This is a genomic window from Ewingella sp. CoE-038-23 (assembly GCF_040419245.1).
Taxonomy (GTDB): domain Bacteria; phylum Pseudomonadota; class Gammaproteobacteria; order Enterobacterales; family Enterobacteriaceae; genus Ewingella; species Ewingella allii.
On record NZ_JAZHOH010000001.1, the window covers coordinates 2,054,693 to 2,072,484 of the forward strand.

The window sequence follows — 17,792 nt, forward strand, 5'->3', positions numbered from 1 at the left end:
CACAGTCAGTCATAGAACACGAGGCATCCGGTTTTAATGAGCAATCAACCTACTACCGCAAAACAGCTGGAAGTCCAGCGTATTGTCGACGTCCTTTCCAAAGCCATTGCTCAACACCGATTGCGCCCCGGCGCTCGCCTGATAGAAGCCCAGATCGTCGAGGCACTGAATGCCAACCGTAACCACGTCCAGGTGGCGCTACAGCGTCTGGCGATGCAGCGTATAGTCACGATTGAACCCAATCGTGGCGCCATGGTGGCCCAACCGACCGCCAAAGAGGCGCGAGAAGTGTTCACCGCCCGCCGCGCCATTGAACGCGCCATTGTCGAAACCATTACCCCTGACTTGATGCGCCGCCATCGCCACCGCATCGCCAGCCACTTAAAGGGCGAGCGCGAAGCGACTAACTCTAGCGATCGCCGCGCCATCGTGCGCGAACTCAGCGAATTCCACCTGATGCTGGGCGAGATTTGTGGCAATGAAGTGCTGAGCGAAATCCTCAATAATCTGATGGTGCGCAGCTCGCTGATTGTCGCGCTCTACCAGCGTAACGACGTGCCTTCCTGCCAGTCAGACGAGCATCAGGCGATTATCACCGCGCTGGAAGCGGGGGATAATGAACAGGCCGCCGCCGTGATGATTGAGCATCTGGATGAGCTGGAGCAGCAGCTGGCGCTGGAAGAGAGTTCGTCGAGTGAGGTGAATTTGCGCCAGGCTCTGGCCGATCTTTGAACTAAGGATAAAGCCAGAATTAACTTTAGCTATCCTTATCATGGATAGCTAAGTTGATAAAATAAAAAAGAAATATAATAAATTCCGAATGAGTTAAGGCGTATCGAGCAAAGCCAGAAAATTCGCTAGCGTCGCAGCAACCGGCAGAGTGTCGGCCTGTAGCATAAACAGCGGGACTTCGGCCTGCGGCGTAGGTTCACTGAGTGGCAAGAACCGCACTTTATCATTCAAGGTAATCCCCCTTACCGATTCAGGTACCAGCGCCAACCCAAATCCGCAGGAAACCAGCGCAATCAGGGTGCTGATTTGTGCGGCATGCTGCACAATGCGCGGGTAAAAACCGGCGCTTTGACACAACTGAATCAGCTGCTGGTAGTAGCCTTCGCCGAGCTGCGGCGGGGTGAAGACAAAGGCTTCCTCGGCCAGCGCGGCGAGATCAATCTCCCGCTGCGTCGCCAATGGATGCTCGGCAGGCAGGGCGACGACAATCTTTTCGCTCAGAAAGGGCGTCAGCAGGCCGTGGCGCAACTGCACGGCGGGCTGGCGGATAAAGGCTAAGTCACTCTCGCCCTGTTGCACTGCCTGAATTTGCATCGCCGACGGCATCTCTTTAATCACCAGCTCAACCTGCGGATAGTCTTGCCTGAACTGCCGCAGGGCGTTGAGCAACTGGGGGTAGGCCGCGAGAGACACCGAGCTAATGGTCAGCTTTCCCGCCAGCCCCTGAGCCACATTGCGCACGTGGTTCACCTGCGCGTCGAGGGATTGCAGCAGGCCGCGCGCGCTGTGCAAAAAGGCCGTTCCCGCCGGGGTCAGCGCCACACCGCCGCGATCGCGAATCAACAGCCTGACGCCCAGCTTCTCCTCCAACTGCCGCACGGCCACGCTCAACGGCGGCTGCGACATATGCAGCAACTCAGCGGCGCGGTGGAAGTTAAGAGTTTCCGCCACCGTGACGAACTGCTTCAACACTCGGGTTTCAATCATTTTTACTCTCGGACAGCACATTGCGCAGATACATGATGAGTAAGTGTAACCCATCACTTGATATTAATTTTGTATCAATGTCGCGGGCCATCGGTATTCAACTTTTGTTCACCAACTCGCTAGGCTTGGGTTTCAACACTTAACTCAGGGAGTATCAGGATGGATTTCACCAACAGAGTGGCCGTGATCACCGGCGGGGCGCGCGGATTAGGGCTGGCTTACGCCACGGCACTGGCAGAACGCGGGGCGCGGGTGGTGTTAGGGGACGCGGGGGCCGACAATTCGGGCCAGGGCAGCGACGAAAGCGTGGTGCAACAGGCGGCGCAGGCTCTTCAGCGGCGGGGCTATCAGGCGCGGGCGCATCAGGGGGACTATGCGCAGGAGGCGGCTTGTAAATCGCTGATTGAGAGGGCAGTCAGTGAGTTTGGCGGCATCGATATCCTTATCCATAACGCCGGATGGGTGGACTATCAGCCCATTGAGCAGACGGACGGCGCATTCCTACAGCGCGCACTGGGCATCAATGTTTATGCGCCGCTGTGGTTGTGCAAATACGGCTGGCCACACCTGAAAAAATCCGCCTGTCCTCGCGTGGTGCTCACCACCTCGGACCGGGCGATGTTCGCCGGCTATGCGCAGGTCGGGCTGGCGGGCTACGCGGCAGGCAAAATGGCACAGATTGGCATCATGAACGCGCTGGCGTTGGAGGGCAAACCGCAGGGCATTCTCATCAACGCGGTGTCTCCGGTAGCAAAAACGCGCATGTGGGGCGTGCAGGGCGCGCCGACAGATCTCACCCCCGAGTCCGTGGTGCCGGGCGTGCTCTATCTGGCGTCGGCTGAGTGTCGCGACAGCGGATATATCCTGCGCGCCAGCAACGGCCAGTTCACCGCCACGCGTTTTCTCGAGAATAAAGGGGTGGATTACCCGCGGGATTTGGCACGCATCGCCGTGGATAACGCCGAAGACTTTGCCGAACGTTGGCCGCAGATAAGGGAGCAGTAAAATGGACGTTACCCAGTCAGCTCGCCATTTTGCCGGGGTTCAGGCCACTCTGGGGGAAAGCCCGGTATGGGATGCCGCACGGCAAACGCTGTTTTATATCGACATTACCGCCGGTTCGATTTTCGCCATTCAGCCGGGCGATGCGCCGCAAGAGTTTTATCGCTCAGCCCGGCGAGTGGGGGCACTGGCGCTGACAAGGGCCGCAAACCTGATTTTCACCGAAGATGCCCAAGTCGCCATGCTCGAACTTCCCGCCAGACGGGTGGTGGTACGCAGCGCCGAGGCCAGCGTCAACCCGTCTTATCGCTATAATGACGGGGCCTGTAGCCCAGAAGGGCAATTCATTACCGGACTGATGGATGAACAGCACTCCGCCCGTTCTGGCAGTTTGCACAGCTACGGGGCTGAAGGGGAAAAGTGCGATTTGCTTACTGGAATGGGACTTCCCAACGGCATTGCCTGGTCGGCCGATGGCGGCACAATCTACTTTGTCGATTCCGTCGCGCAGGCGATTTATCAGGCCCCGTGGCCGCTATCCAAAGGCCAGCCGCTACAACCGCGAGTATTTGCCCACACGCCCGCTGAACTTGGCAGACCCGATGGTATCGCCCTCGACGTAGACGGCAATCTGTGGGTTTGCCAGTTCAACGGCGGCTGCCTGCTTTATTACAGCGCCAGCGGCCAACTGCTGCGCAAAGTCGAGCTGCCGGTTCCACGCCCGACCAGCTGCTGTTTCGGCGGCGAAGATTTAATGACGCTGTATATCACCAGCGCCCGATTTGGCATGAGCCAAGAGGAGCTGCGGCGTTACCCGCTGGCTGGCGATATTTTTCAGCTCAAAGTGGACAGCCCCGGGCTTACGCCACATTGCTTCGACGACGGCCTTTGGCTCAAGGCCGCACCTTAATCCCTTACCTCATCCCAACCTTCTCCTCTGAGAGGAGAAGCCGCTAGAACCTTAAATCATTCACTTTCCAGCCGTATCCCGGACTTGGCATCAAACAGATGAATGTTCCCGCTATTCGCTTCTAACCAAACTGGCTTACCGGCGGTGGCGGTTGCGCGGCCCGCGCACTGGACGTGCATCGGGAAGCCGCTCCAGGTGACGTGCAGCAGGCTGCTTTCGCCGGTGACTTCTAACAGGCGCAGCTCGGCCGGGGTTTGCAGGCTGCTTTCGACAATTTTCACATCATGCGGCCGCAGACCTACCGTCACCGGCTGGCCTTCGGAATGACGAGCCTGGGCCCACCACTTCTCGGGAAGAGGGAACCACAGCTGGCCGCAGGCCACGCCCGGCGTGCCACTCATATTCATAAAAGAACCGGCCAGAAGATTCATCGGCGGAGAACCGATAAACCGCGCCACAAAGGTGTTGGCGGGCTGATCGTAAATCGACAGCGGCGAGCCTTGCTGCACGATATAGCCATCTTTCATCACCACGATATTGTCAGCCAGCGTCATGGCTTCCACCTGATCGTGAGTCACATACACTGTGGTGGTGCGGAATTGCTGATGCACGGATTTGATTTCGGCGCGCAGCTCCATTCGCAGCTGGGCGTCGAGGTTGGATAACGGCTCGTCGAACAGAAATACCTTCGGATTGCGCACCAGCGCGCGGCCCATGGCGACGCGCTGGCGCTGGCCGCCGGAGAGATCTTTCGGCAGACGCTGCAACAGATGATCAATCCCCAGCACCTTAGCAGCCTGCGCCACTTTGGCCTGCTGCTCTGCCTTCGGCACCTTTTTCACCTGCATGTGAAACGCCATATTCTCCGCGACGGTTAAATGCGGATAGAGCGCGTAAGACTGAAACACCATGGCGATATCGCGGTCGGCGGGATCGAAATTGTTGATCTTCACCTTATCCAGCAAAATATCGCCGTCGGACAGCGACTCAAGTCCTGCCAACAGGCGCAAAAGGGTGGATTTACCACAGCCGGACGGCCCGACCAGTACAGTGAAACTGCCATCTTTGATGGTCAGGTCCAGCGGCTTTAACACCTGCTGTTTGCCATAGTTTTTAGCAACTTTTACTAATTCAACCAATGCCATCGATTATTTCTCCACCGAATTTTTTTCTGCCGAAAGTGAAAGCAAAACCTGCCAATCTGGATACTGACGCGGGTTACTGCTGATGGCGCTTCCCGCCACGCGCACGCCCCATTGCAGCGCCTGCTGCGGCTCTTGGCCATAAATCAGCGCCGACAAGAATCCGGCGTTAAAGCTGTCGCCCGCGCCGATGGTGTCAACCACCTGCACCGGATCCGCTGCCTGATGCAGCTGCCCATGGGCCGACCATAGCCGCGCGCCGTCAGGGCCACACTTGGCGACCACAAAGGCGTTTTCCGCCATCTGCGACAGCAGGTAGGCTGCGGCGTCATCCAAGGTATTGCGGGCAGACATGCCCAGCGTTTCTACCTCATTGAGCAGCAGCGCGTCGCAATAGCCCAGCCACGGGGTGATTTGCTGGCGCAGGGCGTCGCTCCAGTCCTGCGGCGGCCAGCCGCTATCCACTACCACCTGATAACCGCGCTGCTTGAGGGCCGACAGCAGTTGCGGATACTGCTCGAACAGCCGGGTGCAGAGGAAGGTGCCGCACAGCAACACCCAGTCGCCGGGTTGGGCCTGAGAAGGCAGTTGCAGCAGCACGTCGTCGAGATTCAGCCGGACGATGTGCCCCTGATTGCTAAAGAAGGTGCGTTCGTGGTCGGGGTGGGTTACACCAAAAGTCAGCGAAGTTTCACAGTCCACGGTCGGCCAGTGCGGCGCGCTTTGCGGGAACAAGCTCGCCAGCCAGTCGGTGAACTGGTCATTGCCCTGATTAGCCACCAGACGGTGCGGGGTCCCCAGCGCCGCCAGCGCTAATGCACAGTTTCCCGCCGAGCCGCCGGGGCGAATCGAGCTGGTTTCCAGCATGGTTTCAGTGCCTTTTTGCGGCCACTGGTGCAGGGTGCTCATGATCAAATCAACGTTCAGATTGCCCACCACGTACAGGGTGGACTGGGTTTCTGGCTTATTCATGTTGTCGAAGTTTCCCATCATGCTGACATTCATCCCTTGCTGCCGCCGCTGGTTAAGCCGCTAACCAGCGTTTTTTGCAGCCACAGAGCAATAAACAGAGGCGGAATAGCCGCCAGAATACCGACGGCGGCGATCAGGCCATCGTCGGTAGCGCGCCCGGCGGTGAAACCGGCAATAGTCACGGGGAGCGTTTGGGCATCAATGTTGTTAGTAAACAGCAGCGCGTAGAAGAACTCATCCCACGCCAGCAGCCAGCCAAACATCGCCGACGCGCCCAGCGCGGGCTTGGCCAGAGGCAACGTGATACGCAGCAGCACCTGCCAATAGCGCAAACCGTCGAGGCGCGAGGCCTGTTCGATATCCACCGGCAGGGCGTCAAACTGGTTTTTCAGCATCCAAGTCAGGAAAGGCAAAATCATCGAGCAATAAACCAGCACCAGCCCCAAATGGGTGTTGAGCAGGGTGAGCTTTTGCAAAATGAAGTACAGCGGCAGCACGAAGGCCACCGGCGGCACCATGTAAATCGCCAGACTGCCGAACAGCCAGCCGTTGCGCCCCGGATAGCGCGAGAAGCTGTACGCCGCCGGGATCGCCAGCAGCAGCGAAATAATGGTCGCGCCGCAGGCAACCAGCAGGCTGTTGCCGAGCGCGTGCAGGAACAGCGCCCCCGGCTGCCCGGCTTGCAGGGTCAGCAGGCTGACGTAGCGGCTAAAATCCCAGTGGCGCGGCAGCCATTCCAGCGGAATGCGGGTGAGATCTTCCGCCGAACTGACGCTCATCAAGAACATCCACAGCAGCGGAGCCAGAATCGACACGGCCAGCAGCAGGGCGAAGGTGTAACGCAGAACCAGACGAATTTTCGATTTCATTCCACGCTCCCTGAACGGCGCTGGCGCAATAACATCAGCATGTAAATCAAGATTAAAATCCCGCAAATCAGGGTCATCAGAATGGCGTAAGCCGCGCCGCTGCCGGCTCTCAGGTAGCTAAACGACTCTTGATAGACGAAGAAACTCACCGTTTTGGTGCTATCGAGCGGGCCGCCACGGGTCATCACGTAGATGATATCGAACACTTTAAAGGCGTCGATGGTGCGCAGAACCAGCGCCACCGCCAGCGGAGCCGCAATCGCCGGGAAGGTGATTTTGCAAAAGCGTCGCCATGGCGAAGCACCGTCCAACCGCGCCGCTTCGAACAGGTCTTCGGGAATGGTTTGCAGCGCCGCCAGCGTCAGCAAGGTGATCAGCGGGTAGTTCTTCCAAATATCGGCGAACATCACCGCGTTCAGGGCTGAACTGGTATCGCCCAGCCAGCTACGGTAGCTATCCAGCACGCCGAGTTGGGTCAGCAGGGCGTTGATGCTGCCGTAATCCGGGTTGAAGTTGAGTCGCCACATGGTGGCGTTAACGATGGTCGGCAGCGCCCAAGGCAGGATAACCAGCACCCGCAGGGCGCTGCGCCCCCAGAACTGTTGATTGAGCAGCAGGGCAACCAGCACGCCAATAATGCCTTCGAACAGCACCGACACCAGCGTGAAATAGAGGGTGCGCCACAGCGCGGCGCGGAAATCCGGGTCGGTCAGGGCATAAATAAAGTTGTCGCTGCCCACCCAGTTAGGCGCGGTGCCGTCGCCAATCAGCCCGGCATCGGTAAAACTCAGCCAAAGCGTGCGGGCCAGCGGCCATGCGGTGAGCAGAAACATCATCAGCAGCATCGGCGCCAGCAGCAGCCAAGCCTGACGTCGCTCTCGTTGCGGTAAAGTAAGCATGTTCTAAGTTCCGTGGTGTTGATTTGCCCCGCATATCGCTATGTGGGGCATTGGTTTCGCTAATAAAGTGGAACTTAACGCAGACGGTCTGCGGCTTCGGTCGCCGTGGTCATGCCATCTTTGGCGCTCACTTTGCCTTGCAGCACGCCTTGCAGGTTCTGCTGCAAGATGTTGGACAGGCGAGAGTAATCAGGGGTGACCGGGCGAGAAAGCATCACGTTGAGTGAGGTCTTCGCGGCGGCGATCAGCGCTTCCTGATCTTTCTGCACGGCCGGGTCATCATAAGACGATTTCCAGATTGGCAGGCTCAGCTTGGCGTATTTGTCCTGTACCGGCTGGGAGGTCATATAGGTGATGTACTGCCATGCCTGATCCGGATGCGTACTGGCCTTGGCGATGCCTAAACCCATGGATCCGTTGACGCCAGACGCCTGACCCGCCACCGTACCCGGCGCCGGAATAACCCCAACCTGGCCCGCCACTTTGCTCTGTTTCGGGTCATTCGCCATGTTGTACATATAGGTCCAGTTCAGCGCGAAGGCCGCGTCACCGTTGGAGAAGGACTTACGCACGTCTTCTTCCAGATACTCGCGGGAGTTCGGGTTTGTCAGACCTTTATCCAGCGTCTCTTTCATGAAGTCGACGGCTTTCAGCGCGCCCGAATTGTTGAAATTCAGCTTGCCGTCTTTATAGAAGTCACCTTTAAACGCCGAGACCAGCGTGGTGTAGTCACACAGCAAGGCTTCTGACTGCGACCAGCTCCACACCAGTGGGAACTTGACGATGCCTTTCTCTTTCAGAATTTCAGACTGCTTCTCCACTTCGGCCCAGGTGGTTGGCGGGGTAGTGATCCCGGCCTTCGCCAGCATGGCTTTGTTGTAATAGAGATATTTAGTGTCGAGGATCCACGGCATGCCCCAGCGTTTTTCTTTGTAGGTCACGGTGGAGATAGCGCCGTCGAAGATTTTGCTGCTTTCGTCAGCGCTGATGCGTGAGGTCACATCTTGCAGCAGGCCGTATTTGTTGAATTCGGCAGGCCAGATGGCGTCGAACAGCACCACGTCATAGCCATTGGCCCCGGCACCGCGCGCGGCGACGATTTTGTCATGCAGGGCTTCATAAGGAACGAATTCGAGATTGACCTTGATATCAGGATGCTGCTTGGTGAAGTCGGCGGTCATGGCGCGAATGTCAGCTTCGCTATAGGCCGCCTGAGTCATAAACAGGGCGCTGAGCTGGGTTTCAGCCAGCGCATTTGCGGAATAACTGAACGCTAAAGCGGATAGGGCGCAAAGGGTGGCGGCAGGGGTTAATCGCATATCTTCATCTCCAATAACTCGGTAATGGGTGGGTGGATAATTAAATCAATTTGATTGCTTTAATGGGCGAAAAAAAAGTTCCGCCCCTTGCCCCTTTTGGGGCAGCATCCATGCCGAATTTCCATCGCTGCTACACGTGGTTTTAAAGATGACCGTGAAGATAATGCCGTATTTGAATTATCATCACGCAAAATTATAATAAAAACTTAACATGCTCATAACACCGAAAGCTGTGATAGCGGCGTCATTCTCAACACTTAGATCGGCGCAGGGTGATTAATAAAATCAATTTGATTGCTCAATTATCTATCAGCATACTGGTTTCAGGCTTTCCCTTCGTGCATAGGCAGTTATGACAACTTCTGGTACTAACCTAGAGCATGCTCGTGCTCACAATCGTCGGGTAGTTATCGAGGCGATTCGCCTGAATGGTGAACTCACCCGCGCTGAAATTGCCCGTATGACGGCCTTAACGCCGCAAACCGTTTCCAATATTGCCACCGAGCTTGAACAAGCGGGCGTGCTTTCTTCCCATCTGCCGCGTAAAGCGGGAGGAAGAGGGCAACCGGCCACGCCTCTGACCCTCAATCCTGACAGCGCTTACTCCATCGGCATTCATCTTGACCATCAGTCATTGTTGATTGTGCTGGTAGATCTCACCGGCAGCGTGCGTTTTCGCCACTGGCTGGCGGTGCAAAAACCACAGCCGGAACCGACGCTGGCCCTGATAGAGCAGATACTGCAAGAAATGCGCCAACAGGTGAAAATCGACTGGAGAAAAATGCTGGGGATTGGCATCGTGATGCCGGGGCCTTTTGGCGTCGAAGGTATCTCTTCCGAAGGCCCAACCACCTTGCACGGCTGGGATAACGTCGATGTCGAAGAGCGACTGCGCAGCAGTACCGGCTGGCCAGTCACGCTGGAAAACGATGCCACCGTTGCGGCAATCGGCGAGCGTTTTCACGGCGTCGCTAAGCAACTCACCTCCTTTATTTACCTCTATATCGGCACTGGACTGGGGGCTGGGATCTTTATGGACGGGCGGATTTACACTGGCCATGCACACAATGCGGGCGAGGTCGGTCACATAGTGGTGCAACCCGGCGGGCGAGAATGCTATTGCGGCAACAAGGGTTGCCTCGAGCGCTATCTGTCACTGCAGGCCGCCTATGAAGCCTGCGGGTTGGATCCGATGTCCGCTAAGCCGGAAGATCTGTTAGAAGTGGGTGACGACGCCTTCGAGCGTTGGCTAGATACCACCGTCGAACCCGCCTGCCAGGCTATCAATATTATGGAGTGCGTGTTCGACGCCGAATGCGTGATCATCGGCGGCATGGTGCCACAGCCCTTGCTCGAAAAGCTGATGAAACGCCTGACGCCGCTCTATAGCTCAGTAAGAAGCCGCTATCCGCGCGGCATGCGGCTAAGAATGGGGATGTCCGGCACCGACACCGCCGCGCTGGGTGCTGCGGCTTTACCGATATTTGATGAGTTTAATCCGCAATATGAGGTGTTGTTGAAGTAGAGCGACTTCTGGGCGCTTTCTTTTCAATTTCATCTTAAGGTCAAAACCTTGCGTTGCCACGCAAACTGGCCTTTAAGGTCAAGGTCGTGCGCTGACGCCACACCGGCCTTAAGGTCAAAACCTTGCGCTGCCACGCAAACTGGCCCAAAGGGTTTTAAACGAAACCCTTTGGAATCCTGCGTTTTTTTGCTGCTGAAAGATCGAGGCTTCGCAGGGTCGGAATGGACGTGTTCCAGCGGCCAAAAATGATCGCCGCGAAGTGCCGCCGCTTAGGCGGTTCCCTCGCGGCGGGATTCCAACCCGCGAAAAAAGACTCGCGGTTTTCCACCTCTTGCTCGGCGTCACTTCTGAATGCGGCCTACTGGCATTTCAACCGTGCCTTTTCAGGGGAGTGCTGTTCTGCATCAGTGGGTTAATGACAAAAACTCACTTTTCACTGAAAGGCTGAAAGACAAACATGCCGCCGACGGCTTGGGCGTAGCGGGCCACGGTTTCTAAGTTGGGGGAGACCACGCCGTTTTCCATGCGGCTGATGTTTTGCTTTTTCATCCCGGTTTTTTCCGCAATGTCTTCTTGGGTGAGGTTGAGCGCCTGCCGGGCCTGTTTGAGCTGTGCCAGCATCGCTTGGCGAATTTCAATGGCGTCGAAGGCCGCGCGAACCTGCGGATTTTTTAGTGCTTCATCCATGACCTGCTGAAGTGGCAACAGATCGTTCTCGTTTTTAATCGCCATGCTATGACCTCCGTTTTATCGCCTTCATTCGCTGAACGGCTAATTTCAATGATTGCCGTGGTGTCTTTTGTGTTTTCTTGTGCAGCACATGCACCACGTTAATCTGACGTCTTTCCATGAAAAAATAGAAAGCGCGACCTTGCCCATCAAGGCTGGTGACCCGAAGCTCTCAAATGCCTTCTCCTACATACCTCACCTGCGGCTCCTGCAAGAAAGGCCCAAACTCTGTCAGTTGCGTAAAACCAAAAAGCATTGCGGCAACCATTGAAGGGGGTAACTGCTCCAACTCTTTTTGAGCACTGCGGGTTAAAGCGACTTGATACATTCCGCCATCCTTGGAGTAATCAATTATGATGTTTTTAACCAATAAGTAAAGTCACCATTTATGATTACTTTCCTTTATTGGAATGAATGTCGCATTAGGAGTGTAAACAGCATGTATGGCTGCAAAACACTCCTTTTGAGCATTCTAAAGTGTCAGGATTTTGGCGCGAGTGCTTAAAGTGAAGGTGCCGAGACAACTCGCAAAAATGGCGGGGATATAGCTATTACAGGTCACGCCAACTTGCGATTCTGCAATTTCACCGCGATCAGCATCAGCGTGACGCCTATCAGCACGGCAATCGACGCCATCGCCATGCCGTCGCCAACCGAACCTTGCTCAAACTGCCGCCAGACAAACACCGACACGGTTTGTACACCTGCGGGAGCCAGCAGCAGCGAAGTGACCAGCTCGCGCGAGGCCACCGCGAACACCATCATCATGGCGGCCAGCAGGCTTGGGCGAACCAGCGGCAGTAGGATCCGCCACAGCGCCTGACCCGCGCTGGCGCCGTGCACCCGGGCCGCGGCGTCGAGATTGCCACCAATCTGCTTTAGGGCGGCGCTGGCGTAGCGCACCGGATAAGGCAGCAGCAGACAGCAGTAGGCCAGCAGCAAAATCGCCCAGCTGTTGTAAGGCGTGACCGGCCAGAAGGTTCGGTTCCACGCCAGTATTAGCCCGACACCCACCACAATGCCCGGCAGCGCGGCGGGGAGCAGAGATAACCCGTCAATTGCCGCCGAGCCGCGAGTCTTGCGCACCACAACCAGCCACGACGCCAACAGGCCGACGGCCCCGGTGATCAGCGCCGTGCCCAAGGCCAAGCCGAGGCTAGTGCTGAGCGCGCCCAGCGCATCGCCGTCAATTTCAAACAGCGCCGCATAGTGGCGAAGTGAGAGGTTTTGCCACGAAATGCCGCCGGACAGCGTGTTTGAGAATGCCGTCAGTGCCATAGAGCACAGCGGCATTACCACCGTGACCAAGCCAACCAGCGAGAACAGGGCTAACACCGGCCATTTCGCCGCGCCCAGAGGTTTCGCCACCACGTCCGCCGGTTTGCCGGTCAGGGTTTCCACATTGCGCCCGGCCAGCACCGCGTGCTGCACGCAGTAGGCGCAAAGCGCCAGAGACACCAGCACCAAAGACAGCACGGCGGCACCGGGCATGTCCACTGGCCAGTCGGCCAGCTTCTGCTCAATGCCGGTAGTCAGCAGGTTCACGCCGCTGCGTGCGCCCAACGCGCCGGGCACGCCATACTCTTCAATCGTCAGGGTGAAGGCCAGCAGCAGGCTGGAGGCCATGGCGGGTAGAGCTAAAGGCAGGGTGACGCGGAAAAATGCCCGCCACGGCCCCGCGCCGTGAATGCGCGCGACGTCGGCCAGTCTGCTGCCACTGGCGGCCATGCTGCGCGACACTGCGAAGTAGACCACTGGGAAGATGTTGAGGGTCATCACCGCAATCATTCCCGGCACTGAGAACAAAAACGCATTGAGACGCACGGCCAGAAGCTGTTCCAGATAGCCATTGGTTTGCAACGCCAGCATCCACGATAGGGCGGCGATGTAGGGCGGCGCCATGAAGGGGATCAGAAACACTAAGTCCCACAGCGCCGCGCCGGGCAAGGCGAATAACCCGCGCAGCGCGCCGAGAGGAATGCCAATAATGGCGCTGCACAGCGCCACGCCAAGCCCGACTTTCAGCGTGCTAATGACCATTTCCCGCAGCTGGGCATCACTAAAAAGTCGGCCAAAAGGGGCAAAAGCGTCGCTAAAAGCACCGCCGTCGAGATGTGGAAAGATAGCCTGCAATACGACAAAACTAACCGGCAGCCCCACCAGAAGCAGCAGCGCAGCGCCGGTGAGCGCGGGTAACAAGAGCGTCTTATTCATCAGAAGAGTGTCTGTTGGTGTAAACAGGGAAGATAACGTCAGGGCCGGCTTGCGGCCCTGAACATGGATGACTCAGCGTTGACCAAAAAGAGCGGCAAATCGGTCAAGAACCTCTTTGCGCGATGCCGAGGCTTGAGCCTCTTCTGGCAGCAGTTTCAAAGACTTAAACAGAGGGCGCTTGGCGTCGATATCGGTGCGCGCTGGCATCAGCCAGGCTTCGGCAACCAGCTTCTGGCCTTCTTCCGAAAGGGCGTAATCGATAAAGGCTTTGGCCTCTTTTTGCTCTTTGCTCGACTTAAGGATCATCATCGGGCGCGGCGCGATCACCGTGCCGGTAGACGGGAAAATCACTTTAATCGCCTCACCGTCCTGCACGCTGCTGTAGGACACATAATCCACCGCGCCGAATACCGCGGCTTTCGCCCCTTGCAGCACTGGCGTCAGGGCCTGCGCATTAGGCCCGGCAATCACCATGCCGTTGGCTTTTAGCTGGTCAAAAAGCTTCCATGCCTGCTCGTGCTGGGCATTTTGTAACCCGATCAGCAAATCGAGCGAAGCCCCGGACAGCGCCGGGTCAGGCGTGGTGACTTTATCTTTAAATTCAGGCTTGGCGAGATCAGCCCACTCTTTTGGCTCCGGCGTGCCGCTTTTGGTATTCCAGACAATCCCCAACGCCGAAATGCCCTGAGCCACGTAATAAGGCGTTTTGAACTGCGCCGGAACCTGCGCCGCGTTAGGGCTTTGGTAAGGCAGCAGCCAGTCGCGTTTTTGCAGGTCTTCGGCGGTATCCCACGAGGCGGAAATCAGAATGTCCGCGCGCGGATTGGCTTGTTCGGCGTCAAGGCGTGCCATCACTTTGCCGGTGGTGGCCTGAAATACGTCGACTTTGACGCCAGTCTGCTTTTCATAACCTGCGGCCAATTTTTTAGCCAGAGAGCCTGGCCCGGCGGTGTAGAGCGTCAGGGCATTTGCGCTGCCCGCCATTGCGAGAGAAAGAGTCATTGCGGTGATTAAACCTGTTTTCGATATAAAAGGAGTGCGTTTCATCATCAGTTATCCATCAGAGGTTAAAGAGCAAAAGGAACAACGCGGGAAGGTTCAATATGGTCAAGTCGCGCGATCTGGCCGTGCTCCATGCGAGCCACGCAGTGCGCCAAGGCTTGGGCTTCTTGCGGGTCATGGGTGACGTAAACCGCCGTAGTGCCCAGCTGACGCAGGAGCACCGCCATCTCTTCACACAGGGTTTCGCGCAGGTGACGGTCGAGGTTGGAGAGAGGTTCGTCGAACAGCAGGATTTGCGGCTCGGCGACAATCGCCCGCGCCAGCGCCACGCGCTGCTGCTGCCCGCCAGAAAGCTCAGCAGGGCGGCGTGCGGCGAAATCCGCTAACCCCACGCGCTCGAGGGTTGCCATCACGCGCTGCTTTTGCTCCGCTCCGCGCACGCCGCGCATCTGCAAGGGAAACGCGACGTTCTGCATCACGCTCATGTGCGGCCAAAGCGCGTAATCCTGAAACGCCATGCCCAACGAGCGTTTCTCCGGCGGCAAGCTAAAGCGACCGGCAGCTACGCGAGTGGCACCAAAGTGGATCTCACCCGATGACGGATGCAGCAGTCCGGCTAACAGTTTCAGCAGCGTACTTTTCCCGCAGCCCGAAGGGCCGAGCAGGGCGATGATGGTACCTTTCGGCACCTCGAGATTGACGTGATTGAGTACCCGATTTGCCCCAAATTGGTAACAAACCTGATGAACAGCGATTGCGGGCAAGGAAGACGCGCAGGGGCGCGATCCCAGAGCCGCAAGGTCTGGAGTGGTCATGGGAACTATCCTCTTTGGGATTTAATGTATCGCTGGAGCTTAAAGGGGATTGATGAAGGATTTATGACTGTTGGGGGAAACAGTCGGCGTCGCTTTTTAGCCTTGGGCAGCGGCCCAAACGCGCTTTTAAATTCAAATTCAACTTCAAGGTCGTGGGCGTCGGCCCACACCGTTTTAAGGTCAAGGTCGTGCGCTGCCGCCACACAGGCCTCAAGGGGCGCCTATCGCCGCGCCCCTCAAGACTCCCAGGCTCTTTACTGCGCGCTTCGCTCGTGAGGCGGACGTGTTTCAGGGACTTCCGTTATCCACCGCAAAATGTCGCCGCTTAGGCGGTGCCTTCGCCACGGGATTCGAGCCTTTGGTCTCGAACCTCTCGCTCAGCGCCATTTTTGACTGCGGTTTTGAGGCATTTCGACCGTGCCGTTTCAGTGAAGTTCTATTCGGCTCCTCCCCCTGACAAGAGGGAGGAGCAAGGCAATAACAAACAGAAAACCTGAAAAGGCACGGTGTAAAAGCCAGTAGGTCGCGTTCAGAAGTGACGCCGAGCAAGAGGTGGAAAACCGCGAGTCTTTTTTCGCGGGTTCTAATCCCGCAGCGAGGGAACCGCCTAAGCGGCGGCACTTCGCGGCGATCATTTTGGCGGCTGGAACACGTCCATTCCGACCCTGCGCAGCCTCGATCTCACAAAAGAAAAAACGCAGGGTTCCAAGGGAGGCGCGTTTACGCCTCCCTTGGTCGGTGTGGGCCGACGCCCACGACCTTGACCTTAAAGCAGCTCAAAGGGCTGCCCCTTATTCACTGTGGATAGGGAACCCAGCTCCCGCCATTCAACCGGATGTAGAACTTCCCTTGATACTCCATGACCACGGCGTTCTCGTTTTCTGACACCCTTGGGGTTTCAGGCAGGTTGCCGCTGAGGGTTGGCCAGTCGACGGTGGGAGAGGTGAACAGCTTGCCGTCCACGGCGCGGGAGACCAGCTCGGAGAGGGCCAGATAGCTACTGGGTTGATCGATTTTCAGCGGCGTGGCTGGGTGCGGGGACTGCATACCGAAGAACTTCACGCCGACGGGAATGTGGGTGATGCTCGGGCTTGGGATATCGCGCAGGCCGGAGATCTGCATCTTATCTCCTGCTAAGGCCGCACCGTGCTCGGGTACCACCACCAGCATCACTTTACGGCCAGACTTCTCCAGCTGATCCATAAAAGTATTCAGTTGAGCGAACAGCGTCTCGGCGCGGGTGCGGTAATCCGCCGGTTTATTGGTGCCGACGTAACGGTTGCCGTCGTGTAGCGGCACGAGGTTGAAGAAAGTCGCGGTGCGATTACTGCCGGCTTTCTGCTGATTCTCCAGCCAGCGGGTGAATAACTGACCGTCGTTGTAGATTGGCGAACCGTCGAAAGAGGTCAGATTATGGCCCAGCCCGGCTTGCGACATCAGTGGTGCCTGCAACCCAGCATCTTTGCGTAAGTCTTTAATATAGTTGCCAAACTCACCGGTGTGATCCATCGCCAACTGGGAACCAAAACCCAGGCGCGCGAGATCGTCAAACAGGTAACATTTCTGGCCAGAGGTTTGATACAAATCGTGGTGCGACGTCTGGCCACAGCTGGCGCGCAGCAGGCGAATCGAGGCCGGGCCGCTGTAGGAGGTGGCGGAGTTAAAATTGCTGAACACCATGTCGAAGCGCGACCAGAGCGGAGAATTCGCCAGATTGGCGGCATCCAGATCCGACCACGCCAGCGAACAGATGTTGATCACTAACAGATCAAACGGCTGGGCGTCGGCGGGCAGAGCTTCAGGGAATAGCGTCTGACGAGTGCGCTCGCGCTGATAGAACTGCTCTAAATAGGCATTCAGATTTTCATTAGTTGGCGGCCCGCTGACGGTATTGGGCAGGGATTCGCCACTGCGCGGTTGAGCCACCGGCTGGCTGACTGGGGTGGAAATGTTCGCCACGGCTTTCGCTTCGGGCGATGACCAGCCCGGCAGCACCAGCAGGCTGACATTCAGCCAGACCAGTACCGCCACGGTTAGCGTGGTGATGCGGATCCACTGCGCCACAAACAGATAAGCCACCAGCAGCACAAAGGCTACGCCAACCCACTGCCAGTTAATAAAGCGGTCGGCCAACTCGAGCAGGTAGTCGAGGCTAAATCCGCTGACGTCGCCGCCCTGACTGACGATGGTGCGCCAGCCCGGCAGCCAGGTGTCGTGATAAAACAGCCCTAAACCAAACGGCAGGGCCAGCCAGTGTCGCCAGCGATGCAGGCGCAGAGACGGCAGGGGGAACAGCAGGCAGGCGGCAAAAATCAGGTTGCCGATGGCGTCGAAATTGAGATAACCCTGCCAAAGCAGAATAAATTTCAGCAGAAAATAGTAATTCCATGCCCCAAGACCACGCCAGGATTGCCACAGGGGAAGGCGAGATGCGTTTAATTTGTTGTTATTCATGATGATCTATTCGATGAGTCTGGCGCTAAATCAGCCGCGGCGAAGGCTTGCTCCGCGCGGCGGGCCTCTTTAGCGGTGATCGGTTTAAGGTAGCGAGGGGACAAAAAGCGCGCCTCGAAGCTCAGTTTCCACCGTGTCAAACGGCGGCCGATGAACATTCCAAAGGGGATAAAAATTATCGCCGCCAGAATGAATATTTCGATAATGTCGCTGATATTCAT

General features: G+C 57.2%; 17 protein-coding genes and 1 pseudogene. 4 read left to right on the forward strand and 14 right to left on the reverse strand.

Annotated elements, in window-relative coordinates:
- Positions 1 to 36 precede the first annotated feature (36 nt).
- On the forward strand, positions 37 to 732 hold the full coding sequence (locus tag V2154_RS09600) for a GntR family transcriptional regulator (protein ID WP_353502032.1): 696 nt from the start codon (positions 37 to 39) through the stop codon (positions 730 to 732).
- A 93-nt stretch (positions 733 to 825) separates the two neighbouring features.
- Here the strand turns inward: V2154_RS09600 and V2154_RS09605 are convergent, their stop codons facing one another.
- Complete coding sequence (locus V2154_RS09605) at positions 826 to 1,719, reverse strand: LysR substrate-binding domain-containing protein (protein WP_353502033.1); 894 nt, start codon at positions 1,717 to 1,719, stop codon at positions 826 to 828.
- A 159-nt stretch (positions 1,720 to 1,878) separates the two neighbouring features.
- Here V2154_RS09605 and V2154_RS09610 point away from each other — a divergent pair, with 159 nt between their 5' ends.
- Positions 1,879 to 2,724 (forward strand): SDR family NAD(P)-dependent oxidoreductase, encoded by an 846-nt coding sequence (locus V2154_RS09610; protein WP_353502034.1) that lies wholly within the window; start codon positions 1,879 to 1,881, stop codon positions 2,722 to 2,724.
- Position 2,725: 1 nt separating this feature from the next.
- Positions 2,726 to 3,631 (forward strand): SMP-30/gluconolactonase/LRE family protein, encoded by a 906-nt coding sequence (locus tag V2154_RS09615; RefSeq protein WP_353502035.1) that lies wholly within the window; start codon positions 2,726 to 2,728, stop codon positions 3,629 to 3,631.
- 56 nt (positions 3,632 to 3,687) lie between these two features.
- Here V2154_RS09615 and V2154_RS09620 read toward each other — a convergent pair whose 3' ends face one another.
- The 5 genes from V2154_RS09620 to V2154_RS09640 all read right to left on the reverse strand — a co-directional run bounded on the left by V2154_RS09620 (position 3,688) and on the right by V2154_RS09640 (position 8,832).
- Entirely contained in the window at positions 3,688 to 4,776 is a 1,089-nt protein-coding gene (locus tag V2154_RS09620) for an ABC transporter ATP-binding protein (RefSeq protein ID WP_353502036.1), read from the reverse strand.
- A gap of 3 nt (positions 4,777 to 4,779) precedes the next feature.
- The gene (locus V2154_RS09625) at positions 4,780 to 5,745 is read right to left on the reverse strand and encodes a carbohydrate kinase family protein (RefSeq protein WP_437342029.1); all 966 of its coding nucleotides are present in this window, start codon (positions 5,743 to 5,745) and stop codon (positions 4,780 to 4,782) included.
- 29 nt (positions 5,746 to 5,774) lie between these two features.
- The gene (locus V2154_RS09630; RefSeq protein ID WP_353502038.1) at positions 5,775 to 6,614 is read right to left on the reverse strand and encodes a carbohydrate ABC transporter permease; all 840 of its coding nucleotides are present in this window, start codon (positions 6,612 to 6,614) and stop codon (positions 5,775 to 5,777) included.
- Positions 6,611 to 7,513, reverse strand: a complete 903-nt coding sequence (locus tag V2154_RS09635) for a carbohydrate ABC transporter permease (protein WP_353502039.1) — start codon at positions 7,511 to 7,513, stop codon at positions 6,611 to 6,613. The genes V2154_RS09630 and V2154_RS09635 overlap by 4 nt, the downstream gene beginning before the upstream one ends.
- Positions 7,514 to 7,587: 74 nt before the next feature.
- Complete coding sequence (locus V2154_RS09640; protein ID WP_353502040.1) at positions 7,588 to 8,832, reverse strand: extracellular solute-binding protein; 1,245 nt, start codon at positions 8,830 to 8,832, stop codon at positions 7,588 to 7,590.
- 352 nt (positions 8,833 to 9,184) lie between these two features.
- Between V2154_RS09640 and V2154_RS09645 the strand changes: the two genes are divergently transcribed.
- Positions 9,185 to 10,357, forward strand: a complete 1,173-nt coding sequence (locus V2154_RS09645; protein WP_353502041.1) for an ROK family transcriptional regulator — start codon at positions 9,185 to 9,187, stop codon at positions 10,355 to 10,357.
- 426 nt (positions 10,358 to 10,783) lie between these two features.
- Here V2154_RS09645 and V2154_RS09650 read toward each other — a convergent pair whose 3' ends face one another.
- From V2154_RS09650 to bcsF, 8 genes and pseudogenes are all read right to left on the reverse strand, one after another.
- On the reverse strand, positions 10,784 to 11,089 hold the full coding sequence (locus V2154_RS09650; RefSeq protein WP_353502042.1) for a helix-turn-helix domain-containing protein: 306 nt from the start codon (positions 11,087 to 11,089) through the stop codon (positions 10,784 to 10,786).
- A gap of 1 nt (position 11,090) precedes the next feature.
- A pseudogene (locus V2154_RS09655) lies at positions 11,091 to 11,246 on the reverse strand (type II toxin-antitoxin system RelE/ParE family toxin); the annotation flags it as partial.
- 12 nt (positions 11,247 to 11,258) lie between these two features.
- Positions 11,259 to 11,414, reverse strand: coding sequence for a hypothetical protein (locus V2154_RS09660; RefSeq protein WP_353502043.1), 156 nt, complete (start codon positions 11,412 to 11,414; stop codon positions 11,259 to 11,261).
- Positions 11,415 to 11,644: 230 nt separating this feature from the next.
- Positions 11,645 to 13,300: an ABC transporter permease gene (locus V2154_RS09665; RefSeq protein ID WP_353502044.1), complete on the reverse strand. Its 1,656-nt coding sequence runs from the start codon at positions 13,298 to 13,300 to the stop codon at positions 11,645 to 11,647.
- A 72-nt stretch (positions 13,301 to 13,372) separates the two neighbouring features.
- On the reverse strand, positions 13,373 to 14,347 hold the full coding sequence (locus tag V2154_RS09670) for an ABC transporter substrate-binding protein (protein WP_353503970.1): 975 nt from the start codon (positions 14,345 to 14,347) through the stop codon (positions 13,373 to 13,375).
- A gap of 20 nt (positions 14,348 to 14,367) precedes the next feature.
- Positions 14,368 to 15,117 (reverse strand): ABC transporter ATP-binding protein, encoded by a 750-nt coding sequence (locus V2154_RS09675; RefSeq protein WP_353502045.1) that lies wholly within the window; start codon positions 15,115 to 15,117, stop codon positions 14,368 to 14,370.
- A gap of 795 nt (positions 15,118 to 15,912) precedes the next feature.
- Positions 15,913 to 17,571, reverse strand: a complete 1,659-nt coding sequence (bcsG, locus tag V2154_RS09680) for a cellulose biosynthesis protein BcsG (RefSeq protein ID WP_353502046.1) — start codon at positions 17,569 to 17,571, stop codon at positions 15,913 to 15,915.
- The gene (gene bcsF, locus V2154_RS09685) at positions 17,568 to 17,792 is read right to left on the reverse strand and encodes a cellulose biosynthesis protein BcsF (RefSeq protein ID WP_353502047.1); all 225 of its coding nucleotides are present in this window, start codon (positions 17,790 to 17,792) and stop codon (positions 17,568 to 17,570) included. The genes bcsG and bcsF overlap by 4 nt, the downstream gene beginning before the upstream one ends.